Below are 11,740 nucleotides of genomic sequence, written 5' to 3'. Positions count from 1 at the left end.
CGGTCTCACCCCGCCCGGCCCGGACCGAGGGCCGCGGCGGGCGCACCGCCGAGCCAACGACACAACGCGGCGTACACCGCGTCGTGATTCAACAGGGCGAAATGATGTGCGCCCGGCACGTGCAGACCGTTGTCCTCCGCGAAACCGAGCCGTCTGGCCCGGCTCCGGCCCGCGCCGCTCGGCGTCAGCACCAGCCCGTCACCGATGAACCGGCCGAGCGGATGACGCGGACTCCGCGTGAACGACGCGGTCACGAAGTAGTGGTCCGCACCCTTCAGCAGCGGAACCTCCCGCACCGCACGCCGTTTCAGCGCGTCCGCGTCCACACCGCGCCAATCCTCGTCCACCAGCGAGCCGTGCCGCAGATCCCGGATCCCCGCGCTGCGCCGCCGTAGCATCCGGCCCACCGGACGGGTCTCCGGCAACCACACCAGCGCCGCCGACAACCGATGCACCACCTGCTCCAGCGGTGCACCCAGATGTGGCGAACCAAGACACACGATCTGGCGCACCAGCCGCACCCATGCCCGATTCTGCTCCGCCGCATCGAAACACGCCGCTCGCGCGATCAACCCGCCCATCGAGTGCCCGACCAGCGAGATGCGCCGCACCGGCACCGGCCAGTGCTCGACGAGCCGCTGCATCAGATCGGCGAACTCCCGGGCGTTCTCGGAAATGTGCAGCCCGCTGTTGTAGCGCACCTGCACGCACGCGCACCCCAGGTCCGTTGCCAAGCGCTCGGCATAGGTCGCCCGCCCGCCCCACCGCCACGCGTGCTCCGTCTCGACCAAGCCGTGCAGGAACACCACCAGATGATCGCGCGGCGGCACATGCTTGGAGATCGACTCCGGCGCAACGGGATTGCCGTCCACCCGGAACGTCATCGGACCGGCGAGGATCGGCGTGCCTTCCTCGAGGCTGTCGCCGATCAGGCCCTGCAATGCCGCCAGGAATCCCGCACCCCATACGGTGCGGGACGGGGGAGCGCCCGGCAGGTCCGCCGCTCGTTCGCCCACCGCGCCCGCGGTCATCGCCGCACCGCCGACGATCCGGTACACGCCGTCGGTGATCGCGTCGTGCACCACCTTGACCGGCTCCGCGGCGGGTCCGACACCCAAGCGCACGGCCGCGAACACGCGATCCGACACCGCCCGATGGATCGTCGCGATGCCGTCCACCGCGCCACCCAGTTCGTCGCCCGCCAAACGGGCCAGGGCGCGAACCTCCGCCCGGCGCTGCGGGATTCTCTCCGACATGCATTCAGTGTACATATGTGCACTGAATTCTGTCGCGGGGAGTGTTCAGCTCGGCACGCGACTGACGGCGACGGCCGACTCCGTCAAACTGCCCAGATACAACGTGCCGTCGTGTTCCACCACCCCGGTGACCATCGAGAAATCCGCGCCCTCGCCCTGGAGATCGTGCACGACCGTCCCGTCGAAATCGACCGCTTGCACCCAGACCGTGCGCGGCGGTTTCGGGTGCGCCCATGCCGGCAGCGACCACACCACGCGGCGCAGCACGCCCGGCAGTGGAAGCAGGCGGTCCAGTAGGGGATCGCGCGGGGCGGGCAACGTGATCCAGACCAGACCATCGCTACCTAGCGCCATATTGTCCGGGAAACCCGGCAGGTTCTCGATGAGCCGATCGTGAGCGCCCGCCCGCGGCCCGGTGAGCCAATAGCGGGTCACACGATACGCGCCGGTCTCGGCCACCAACACGCAGGAGCGATCGGGGGCGAGCACCACGCCGTTGGCGAATTGCAGCCCGTCGAGGAGGGTTTCGACCTTGCCCGACGGGTCGAGCCGGAACAGGCGGCCGGTGCCGGAGTGCTCCAGCAGATCGCCCATCCACTGGTCGAGGGGATAGCGGCGCGAGGACGCGGAGAAATAGATGGTGCCGTCGACATCGCGAACCACATTGCTGGCGAACGCGAGTCGCTCGCCGTCGATCTCGTCGACGAGTACCTCGAGCGCGCCGTCGGGGTCCATGCGCAGAAGTCCGCGCGCGAAATCGCAGATCAACACGGAGCCGTCGGCATCGGCGTGCAGTCCGAGCGGGCGGCCGCCGGTGTTCGCCACTTCGCGCACCGACCCGCCGGCAGGGTCGATGCTCACGATCGCGCCGTTCTCGAGGCCGGCGATCACCCTTCCGTCCGGCGTGCGCACCACGTCTTCGGGTGCTGCGCCGGGGAGTTCGATCCTGGTGACCGGCGGCAGTGGGGGAGTGCTGCGTTTCTCGCGCGCCCTCTCGGGGGCGGACGGCGGAGTCCAGCGGTGCGGTTGCATGGTCGAGCCTGCGAACATGGCGGCCAGCGTATCCGCGGCGGAGCCGGAATAGCTGAAGAATCTAGTACGGAAAACTACATCTCGCTATGGAGATATGCGCATCTAACCATGGGACATCGATAGCCCTTCAGCGCCCGGCAAGCCGGGCGAAGCAAGGACAGGGAAGGGGGGTGCCATCCGGACGCGGGTGGATTCGACGCTGTGCCAAGCCGAATCCACCCGCGTCGAATGTCAAGCGTTGGCGGCGGCCATGTCTCGTGCGTCCTTCTCCGTCGCCACGGCCGGCGCGCGGCGTCCCGGGATGGCGAGGGCGGCGAGGGCCGCGACTCCGCACCAAGACGCGCCGGGCCAACCGGCCACCTCGATCGCAGCGCTTACATCGTGCTGTGCCGGTTGCAGGTGCAGGGTCCGATGTCGGTGGGGGAGTTGAGTGATGCCTTCGGGTTGGACACCTCGACACTGCACCGGCAGACGACCGCGATGATGAAAGCCGGTCTTATCGAACGCATTCCCGATCCGGAGGGCGGGATGGCCCGCAAGTTTCGCGTCGCAGCCGAAGGGGAGCGACGTCTCGAGGAGGAGCGCGCGTACAACGTCGCGGCGCTGGAGGCCGTCCTGAGGGAGTGGTCGGCGGCCGACGTGGCGGCTTTCGCCGGACGACGGCCTTGGCCTCGGCCGTGAAGGTCTGATAAAAGATACCGATATCTAGATATGCATATCGATCTATATTGCAACCCTGAAGACGGGCAACTTCTTTCGACCTCTTACGACTTGAAAGACGCATAGACGAGGGGAGTGGTGGGTCACCGTGGCGACCCACCCGTTCCGCTACGGACTCGTGGTGAACACGTGCCACAGCACGCCGAGCGTGGCTACCGCGAACAGCGGTGTGAGAATCCAGGTTTCGAGCTTGTTCCCGGTTCGTTCGATGATCGGCAGGCGAGTACGCAGCTTGAACGGCCAGAACAGCCGGCAGCCGCGGTCGGTGAGGCAGTCGCCGACGAGGTGGGCGAAGGCGCCGAGGCCGACGCAGAACGGCAACCAGGCGGGCCGGTCGCTGATCCAGTTGTCCATCGCGAAGGTGCCCGCGGTGGCGAGGACGACGACCGTGCCCCACGAGCGGATTCCGTCGCCCGGCGGGTACAGGTGCAGGGCCCGCACCGCCAAGGCGAGCAGGAAGAACACGAGTGCGAGGGTGAATCCTCGTCCGATCCAGTGCATTCCGGCCCAGGTGCCGTACGCGGCCACGATCACGAACGCAAAGGAATGGGTGGCCTGCCGGTGTCCGCCCGCGACGGTCGAGATGACTTTGCAGAGGAAATAGGAGAGTGGGCCGAGCACATGCGCGATCGTTCCTTTGGGATGGTCGGCATCGGGCAGCAGCGCCGCGCCCGCGGTCAGGAAGACGCCGAGGAGGATGTCGACCGGTCCCAGCCGAGCCTCGCTGGTCTGCAATACCGGATAGGTCAACGCCGCGAGAGGCAGCGTCGCCGCCGCCACCGACCAGGCGAGCGCGCCGCTGGTCGCATGTGAATGTCCAAGCACCGCTTGGAGGTTAGTTGAACGGGTGACCACACGGCGTAATCGGACTGTCCGCCAGCGGATTGGCATGCTCGGCCGGTGCGCGTTGTGCGGCGCGAGTGACGGGCGCGGTCGAGGGCCTCGGGTGGGTGTGCAATGTTCGTGGAGCGGCACGATGTACGGGTGCATCGAGCATGTCGTTGTCGGTTCGAGCACGAGGCCCGGGGTGTTGGGCGAGAGGGCGCAGTGGCGGTTTGGGGGTCACGCTTCACGGGTGTTACTTGACATAATGTCGATTATCGGCGCGAGAACGGCGTCGGGGGAAGGGGTTCGGTCGCCGTCGAATGTCGTTGATTTGCTTGCTGTTGCGTCTCGTGTCCGGCGCTCGTCGGCATCCGCCGTTTCTCGTAATTCCTGAGGTGTGACTCTGTGTCACGGAACGTCGCCGTTGTCCCCTCGGCGCATCTTTCTACGGCCGTAAATTTTCCGACGATCGTCGGAATCATTCTAATGTCTTGGAAATTGCCAAGATTTGGCTCGAAAGGCTACTTCCCCGCCCTGTGGCCAGCCGGTCTAATAACGTCACAGTGACAAAAAACGCGTTCGGCGTTGATGATTCGTCGGTTCGGATGGCGAAACCTGCGCCCTCGAATTCCGGCGAGGACCTGTTCGACGGTGTCGCTGGGCGCGGTGGGGACAGCACGGCAGGCGTGCGCGGCGGCTGCGGTCGCGTGACACCAATGCCGCTCTGATTTCCGTTGTCGCTACAGCGTGGTGCTCTCGGTGGTCTGCGAGGCGGGGGTCGGAAGATGCTGCGCGCACACCGCTTCGACGAACTCCCCTACCGTCTCATCGGGCATTCGTCGCGCCAGATCGGCTTCGGTGATGATGCCGACGAGGCGTCCGTGCTCGGTGACCGGTAGCCGCCTGATCTGGTGGCGCTCCATGACAGCGAGCACATTGCCGATGTCCTCGCCCGCCTCGACGGTGTGCAGTCCCTCGATGCCCTGAGCCAGCTCGCCCGCGGTCGTGGTGTGGGGCGAGTGGCCCATTGCGAGGCATTTGACGACGATGTCGCGGTCGGTGACTATGCCGACGGGGCGCCCCTCTCCGTCGCAGATCGGCATCGCACCCACATCCAGTTGGTGCATCCGCTCCGCCACGGTCTGCATGGTGTCGCGCACGCTGATACAGGCCGCGCCGGGATGCATGATCATCTGTGCCGTGGTCATCGATATCTCCTGTCGTTCGCGTCGAGGTTGTGTCGGCAGTCGCCCACCGGCGCGCCGCACGGAAACCGCCCTCACACATCCGGGGCGAGGCATCGGCTCGCAGTCGGTCGAATCGGGAAGCAACCTCGATTCGACCAAGCTTCTGCCGTGCGGCGCAAGGGCCCGCCGACCCGACTGCGAGGGCCGTTCGTCTCTGCTGCCGGGACCGGTCGACGTCATGGGTGCAGGCTGCGGGAGAACAGTCACTGTCATCAGCCGAGCGTGCAGCGGCTTGCACGACGGATCGACCGTGGCGCAGCGTGAGATGGACATCGTGGCCTGCTCGAACATGCGCTTGGGCGGCAGAACCGATGACCGCGGGGCGCATGCAGTAGTGACATCGCCCGGCCCGAGCCGGGAGGGGGCCAGCGATGCGGCTCGTTCGGCGACGAAGGTCCTCGCCGCGATGGCGGTTCGGCACTGTCGGCCGAAGGGATGCCCGCCGTAGCGTCGAGTCCTGCAGAGCCGCGAATCCGAGGCATGAAGGAGACTCCGATGAGGGTCCGTGTTGTCTATGAGTCGATGTTCGGCAATACCGCCACGATTGCCGAGGCGATCGCCAAGGGGGCGGGTGCGCACGCCGCCGTCGACCTGCTCGAGGTGACCACTGCGGCCCAGTCGCCCGCGCCCACGGTCGATCTTCTGGTGGTCGGCGGCCCGACCCACGTCTTCGGGCTCAGCCGGGCCCGTACACGTCGTGACGCCGCCACCCGCACCACCGCACCGGTCGCGGTAGAAACCGGTATCCGTGAGTGGCTCGGCAGCGCACTGCCGGTTCCCGAGGGCGCCCGCGCCGCGGCGTTCGGAACCAAGACCGCCCACCCGCGGTGGCTGACGGGCTCGGCAGCGCGCGGTATCGCACGACGGTTGCGCGGTCTGGGTTACCAGCTGGTCAGCGAGCCCGCCGATTTCCTGGTCGACGGGATGACCGGGCCGCTCAGTGCCGGCGAACTCGATCGTGCCCGCCGGTGGGGCGAAGAGCTCGCTCACGAACTCGAGCGCAGCGCTCACCGCAGCTGAGCGAAAGGCATCTCGGTCATGCCCTACCAGGTCGCGGTGGTCGAGTCGGTTCCGCACACGGTGCTCCAGCTGCACCGCACGATCCGCGCCGACCATGCCGGCGACGACATCGGCGCTGGCATGGACGCGCTCTATGCTCTCGCCGCTTCCGCCGGTCTGACGGCCTCGGGGCCGCCGTCGACCACCTACCATGGCGACTTTCGCCCCGGAACCATCGTCGAGGTCGATTTCGCGCTTCCTGTCGGCACGGCCGATTCCCCTTCGGGGGTCGCCGACGAGCCGACGATGCGAGCCACTGAGTTCGGCTGGTATGCGCGCACCGTCCACCGCGGCGGCTACCAGACGATCACCCGCGCCTACCGCGCGCTCGAAACCTGGCTCGGCGCAGCGCCGTACCGGGCGGTCGGGCCGCCTACCGAGGTGTATCTGGTCGCGCCCGAGCAGGCGGTGAGCGCTCACGACCTGGTCACCGAGATCCGTATCCCGGTCGCACCCACGGATTTGAGCGCGACTGTCGCGGCGTCGGTCGCCGACACCGTGCTTCTCGTCCGCGAGGCACTCGTCGAACACGGCTTCAGCGTGCTCAGCGAACTCGACGTGCGTGCCACCGTGGCCGCCCGCACCGGTCGGCACATCGCCGACTACGTGATTCTCGGCGCGTGCAATCCGGAACTGGCCGCCCGAGCACTGGACATCGACCGACGTCTCGGACTGATGATGGGCTGCACCCTCGTCGTGCGCGCGGAGGGCCGCTATAGCGTCATCGAGGCAGCCGACCCGCTCACCATGGTCGAGCAGACCCACACGCACGCATGGAACCCCATCGCGCGACAGGTCCGCCACAGTCTGGTCGCTGCGCTGGCGCGGGTGCGCGCCTCCTCGGCCGAGCCGACCGCGGAAATCCCCGGCGACGGCCACTGATCCGCAATCCTGGCGACGAGCCGATCCCCACACCGGTGGCCCGATGAGATCGAACTGGCCGAGTCCCGGCCGTGTCGGGCGGAAGTCCGCTCATCAGGGGTCATCGTGCCCTGCCGCAGGGCGCTGCGGCAGGGGGATCGTGGAGGAAAGCGATTCGACCCGCGAAGGGCTACGACACCCATGGACGACCGCGGACTACCGGAGGAAGACACCGTCGCCACCGCCTTGGCGCTGGCCTTGCGCGCGCCGTCGAGAGGCAACATGCAGCCGTGGCGCTGGCGGATCGCTCCGGGCAGTGTGCATCTGTATCTGGATCGGACACGATCGCTGTCCGTGGGCGACCGGCGTGATGTGCTACTCGGCTGCGGGGCGGCACTGCATCATCTGTCGGTGGCCTTCGCCGCGCTGGGTTGGGCGACGATCGTGCATCGGATGCCGAGTCCGGACAACCCGGACCATCTGGCCACCGTGGCAGCCGTGGCGCGGCGGCCCACCGGCCAGGACATCGCCATGAGCGCCGCGATCACCCGTCGGCGCAGCGACCGCAGGCGCTACAGCGACTGGGCCGTCCCACCGGGATACCTTGGGCTGTTGGCCGAACGTGCCGCGGCTCTGGGCGCACTGATTCGACCGCTTCACGACCGTATCGCCGAGCGCTCGACTGTCGGGACGCGATCAGCGACGCGAGGCTGGGCAGACGACTCCCCCGCATCCGGCAGCCGAGGACCTTACGACCTCGACGACGCGACGGCATACCGCACCCAGGAGACCTGGGCCGACTTTGCCTCTGAACGCGCGCTGACCACCGCTGACTGGGCCGATGCGACCGAAGGGCCTGATCACGCCGACCTGCTTCTGCTGGCCACCTCCGACGACGACCCACTCGCGCAACTGCGTGCTGGCGAGGCGATGAGCGCGGTACTGCTGACCGCGACCAACATCGGGCTGGCCACCTGCCCGCTCTCGGCCCCTCTCGACAGCGCCGACCGACGCCTTCAGCTGCGACGCGACATCCTCGACAACTCCGCACACCCCCAAGTCATCCTGCGTGTGGGCCAGGCTCCCGACACCACTGAGCCGCCGCCGATCACCCCACGCCGATCGCTCGCGGAGGTACTGCTCTCTCCCGTCCACGCCTGACACCGTCGCCAGCGGGCCGACGCATCCCAGCGGCCGGTTGTGCGACGCCAGCGCTGCAAAACAGGCTTGCCTCGAGGCGTTTTCCTGCGGTGCGGGAGGGTAAGTCACCAGGCTGTGTCGACCTTGGTCCGGCCGCACAAGGACCAACGACTCTGCGCTCGGGTTCGCCTCGGCGGGCATGGTGATGACGGGCCGCGGCACCTCCCAGCGGCGGCTTGCTCGAACCGACACCAGAGGAATCACCGTGAGCGACACGACATCCGGCCAGCAGTACCACGCCAAGCCGGGAGAAAGCCTCGCCGACATCTACAACATGCCCGGCATCGTGCTGTTCATCGCGGGTGTGGTGAGCCTGGCATCCACGCTCACCGCAGCGGGAGACGGATTCACCCGATGGGTCGCGGTCGGCGCCACCGTTACCGCGCTGTGCTTCATCTCCAGCGTCGCGGTGTTCTGGCTCGAGCACGAGCGGCTGCGCCGTCTCGCCCAACGCCGGGGTCCGGTCCGGACCGAGCAGCAGCCTCGCGATTGACGAGCACGATTACGTCTACCGCCGAGGTTGTCCGGAAGGTGCCCGAAGTCGCTGACATTCTCGGTGACGAATCGCGGTTCGACAGGAACGATCGGCCCTGTCGAACCGCGATCGGGCCCGCTGAGTTGAACGGAGGAACAGACAGATGACAGGAGGCACGATTGACATCCACCCGGCCGCTACGGAATACGAACCCCGGATAGACGCGCTCGTGCACCGCCGCGAATGTCAGTTCCGGTTGTCGGAGGCATTCAGTTTGGAAGCGAGCACCGCGGCCTGGGTGCGTCGTTCGACACCCAGTTTCGTCAGCAGCCGGGACACGTAGTTCTTCACCGTCTTCTCCGCCAAGAACATTCGCTGGGCGATTTGCCTGTTCGTCAACCCCTCACCGAGCAGACCCAGCAGAACACGCTCCTGATCGGTGAGCGCGGCCAGCGGTCCCGTCTTGGCCTCGGCCTCTTCGCGCAACTTCGCCATCAACGCGGCCGCGGCTCGGTTGTCCAGGAGTGATTTGCCCGATCCGACATCGCGGATAGCGTCGACGAGGTCGGTCGTTCCGATGTCCTTGACCACATAGCCGCTGGCCCCGGCCAGGATCGCGTCCAGCATGGCTTGCTCGTCGGTGAACGAGGTGAGGATCAGGCAGCGCAGCTCCGGCTGCTGGTTCAGCAGTTCGCGGCACAGCTCGATGCCGTTGCCGTCGGGCAACCGCACGTCCAGCACCGCGACATCGGGTCTCAGCGCGGGGATTCGCGCCAGCGCCTGCGACATGCTGCCCGCTTCGCCGACGACGTCCATGTCGGACTCGGTATCGATGAGGTCGGCCACCCCGCGCCGCACGATGTGGTGATCATCGACCAGGAACACCTTGATCATGTCCATGCACCTCCGTCAGCCATGCTTTCAGCGTACGAAGGTATTCGCCGGATCGTGCCGGAGTTCGCCCTCGGAGTGGTGACCGAAGCCCCTTGACCGCTCGCCGTCTCACTCCCGGCGTGCCGCCGCCACGACATCAGCGCGCAACAGGCCGGTGCCGATGGACGCCGCTTCCGGCCAATTCGCCGCCGTCCCCGCCATGGTGGCGATCTGCGGGAGTCGCCTCGAGGCCGGTGCTCCATGCGGCGATCGGCAATCGACGGCGGGCAGTGACACGGCAGCTGGACGAGCCTGATCGACCCATGCTCTGACGATAGGCAAACTTGATCCGAATTGAACAGTAGTGTTCAATATTGCTCGTGGGTGATCCCAACCACGGTACCGAAGGGGCGTGACCATGAGTTCGAATGCCGATGCGACGGAAGCGGAGGACGAGCAGGTTCCGGTCCTTGTCGTCGGTGGCGGTCCGGTCGGTCTGATCTTGGCGTTGACATTGGCGCACCACGGTGTGGCCGCGATGTTGGTGGAACGAAACCCGTCCACGACCACGCACCCGAAGATGGACATCACCAATGGCCGCAGCATGGAACTGTTCCGCAAGCTGCGTGTGGCCGAGGACGTGCGGAAAGTCGCGGTGCCGGAGGATCATCCGTTCGACGTGTCGTGGGTGACCAAGCTCAGCGGGTGGGAACTGGCGCGCTTCCGCTACCCGACCGTCGCCGAAGGTCGTGCGCTCATTCGCGAGCGCAACGACGGCACGACCACGCTGGAACCCCCGATGCGGGTGTCACAGGCGCTGCTCGAGCCCGCGCTGAAAGAGATTCTCGAGACCCGGGCGGGAGGCATCGACGTCCGCTACGGCTGGGGGCTCGAGTCGTTTCGTCAGGACGACGCGGGGGTCGACGCGGTGATCCGCTGCTCGGCGACCGGGCGGACCCGCACGGTGCGCGCGCAGTTCCTCGCCGGATGCGACGGTGCGGGGAGCATCGTGCGCAAAGGGTTGGGCATCGACCTGGACGACATCGATCTGCGCCGCCTCGCCGCGCGCGAACTGGGCTTGGGACGTGTAGTGGCGGCGGCAGTCCGCGCCTATCGCGAAGAGCGCGAGAGGCCGATGGACGGCAGGGTCTACCTGATCCACTTCACCTCGCCCGACCGCAGGCTGCTCGAACGGTTCGGCACGGCCTGGCACACCCAGTCACCCGAGGGATGGACGCTGATCTCGCAGAACGATCGCGACACCTGGACACTGCACATGCCCATCGGTCAGGGCGTCGATGCCGAGGCGATCGATCCGAAGCGGTTTCTGTTCGCGCGCTTGGGAATCGAGTTCGACTGCGACATCGTCGTTGCCAACGCCTGGCGTCCGCGGCTGTCGCTGGCCGACAGCTACGGCAGCGGGCGGGTCTGGCTGGCAGGCGACTCCGCACATCAGGTCGTCCCCGCAGGCGGATACGGCATGAACACCGGAGTGGGTGACGCGGTGGGCCTGGGCTGGATGCTGGCCGCCGTCGTGCAGGGATGGGCGGATCCTCGCCTGCTGCACGCGTATGAAGCCGAGCGCCGTCCGGTCGCGGTGCGCAACCGGACGGCCTCCGCGCGGCACACGCTGGTGCGCCTGGCGATCAAGACCGGCTACCGCAAGCGAATTCACGACGAGGGTTGGTCGGGAGATCGCGACCGTCGTCGTGCCGGCCGGGAGATCCTGGATCTGGGCAACCTGGAAAACGAAGCCGACGGAATCGAATACGGGTACCGCTACGACAACTCACCCGTCATCTGTCACGAACGACACCCCGCGCCGACCGACAGCATGCACACCTACCTCCCCGGCACACTTCCCGGGGCCCGGCCACCGAGTCTGTTCCTCGCCGATGGCCAAGCCGTCTTCGATCTGTTCGGCCGCGGTTTCACCCTGTTGCGCTTCGACGACAGCGACGTCACCGCCTTCGTGACGGCCGCGGCCGAACGCGATCTGCCGTTGGATGTCGTGGACATCCGCGACGAGCACGCGCGCATCCAGTACGAGCGGAACCTCGTGCTCGTCCGCCCCGACCAGCACGTCGCCTGGCGCGGTGACACCGTTCCCGATCGGCCCGCCGACGTCTTGGACCGCGTTCGCGGGGCCGCGCCCGGGGCGACCCTCCCGAACGGTCGCGCGTGACGGGTGA

At 67.4% G+C, this 11,740-nt stretch carries 11 protein-coding genes; 6 read left to right on the top strand and 5 right to left on the bottom strand.

Annotated elements, in window-relative coordinates; genetic code table 11:
• Nucleotides 1-5: 5 nt before the first annotated feature.
• Entirely contained in the window at nt 6-1,256 is a 1,251-nt protein-coding gene (locus ACRWNM_RS09600; protein WP_431965686.1) for a lipase family alpha/beta hydrolase, read from the bottom strand.
• Nucleotides 1,257-1,301: 45 nt separating this feature from the next.
• Nucleotides 1,302-2,306, bottom strand: a complete 1,005-nt coding sequence (locus ACRWNM_RS09595) for an SMP-30/gluconolactonase/LRE family protein (RefSeq protein ID WP_431965684.1) — start codon at nt 2,304-2,306, stop codon at nt 1,302-1,304.
• 210 nt (nt 2,307-2,516) lie between these two features.
• Between ACRWNM_RS09595 and ACRWNM_RS09590 the strand changes: the two genes are divergently transcribed.
• The gene (locus ACRWNM_RS09590) at nt 2,517-2,969 is read left to right on the top strand and encodes a MarR family winged helix-turn-helix transcriptional regulator (protein WP_431966161.1); all 453 of its coding nucleotides are present in this window, start codon (nt 2,517-2,519) and stop codon (nt 2,967-2,969) included.
• A gap of 147 nt (nt 2,970-3,116) precedes the next feature.
• Here ACRWNM_RS09590 and ACRWNM_RS09585 read toward each other — a convergent pair whose 3' ends face one another.
• Both ACRWNM_RS09585 and ACRWNM_RS09580 read right to left on the bottom strand, forming a co-directional pair.
• Nucleotides 3,117-3,833: a metal-dependent hydrolase gene (locus tag ACRWNM_RS09585; RefSeq protein ID WP_431965682.1), complete on the bottom strand. Its 717-nt coding sequence runs from the start codon at nt 3,831-3,833 to the stop codon at nt 3,117-3,119.
• 740 nt (nt 3,834-4,573) lie between these two features.
• On the bottom strand, nt 4,574-5,041 hold the full coding sequence (locus tag ACRWNM_RS09580; RefSeq protein WP_431965680.1) for a CBS domain-containing protein: 468 nt from the start codon (nt 5,039-5,041) through the stop codon (nt 4,574-4,576).
• Between the two features lie 534 nt (nt 5,042-5,575).
• Here ACRWNM_RS09580 and ACRWNM_RS09575 point away from each other — a divergent pair.
• The 4 genes from ACRWNM_RS09575 to ACRWNM_RS09560 all read left to right on the top strand — a co-directional run bounded on the left by ACRWNM_RS09575 (nt 5,576) and on the right by ACRWNM_RS09560 (nt 8,693).
• Nucleotides 5,576-6,100 carry a flavodoxin family protein gene (locus ACRWNM_RS09575; RefSeq protein ID WP_431965678.1) on the top strand — a complete coding sequence of 175 codons (525 nt, stop codon included), beginning with the start codon at nt 5,576-5,578 and terminating at the stop codon, nt 6,098-6,100.
• Nucleotides 6,101-6,118: 18 nt separating this feature from the next.
• Nucleotides 6,119-7,021 (top strand): DUF302 domain-containing protein, encoded by a 903-nt coding sequence (locus ACRWNM_RS09570; RefSeq protein ID WP_431965676.1) that lies wholly within the window; start codon nt 6,119-6,121, stop codon nt 7,019-7,021.
• 180 nt (nt 7,022-7,201) lie between these two features.
• The gene (locus ACRWNM_RS09565; protein WP_431965674.1) at nt 7,202-8,161 is read left to right on the top strand and encodes an Acg family FMN-binding oxidoreductase; all 960 of its coding nucleotides are present in this window, start codon (nt 7,202-7,204) and stop codon (nt 8,159-8,161) included.
• A gap of 244 nt (nt 8,162-8,405) precedes the next feature.
• Nucleotides 8,406-8,693 (top strand): hypothetical protein, encoded by a 288-nt coding sequence (locus tag ACRWNM_RS09560; protein ID WP_431965672.1) that lies wholly within the window; start codon nt 8,406-8,408, stop codon nt 8,691-8,693.
• 228 nt (nt 8,694-8,921) lie between these two features.
• Here ACRWNM_RS09560 and ACRWNM_RS09555 read toward each other — a convergent pair whose 3' ends face one another.
• Entirely contained in the window at nt 8,922-9,569 is a 648-nt protein-coding gene (locus tag ACRWNM_RS09555; protein WP_431965670.1) for a response regulator transcription factor, read from the bottom strand.
• 397 nt (nt 9,570-9,966) lie between these two features.
• On the opposite strand from ACRWNM_RS09555, the gene ACRWNM_RS09550 reads away from it, so the two are divergent.
• A complete protein-coding gene (locus ACRWNM_RS09550; RefSeq protein WP_431965668.1) occupies nt 9,967-11,733 on the top strand; it encodes an FAD-dependent monooxygenase in 1,767 nt (588 codons plus the stop codon).
• Nucleotides 11,734-11,740 lie beyond the last annotated feature (7 nt).

Source organism: Nocardia sp. bgisy134 (assembly GCF_965341865.1).
Classification (GTDB): domain Bacteria; phylum Actinomycetota; class Actinomycetes; order Mycobacteriales; family Mycobacteriaceae; genus Nocardia.
The sequence above is the reverse complement of the archived record's forward strand: the minus strand, read 5'-3'. Positions and strand labels throughout refer to the sequence as shown.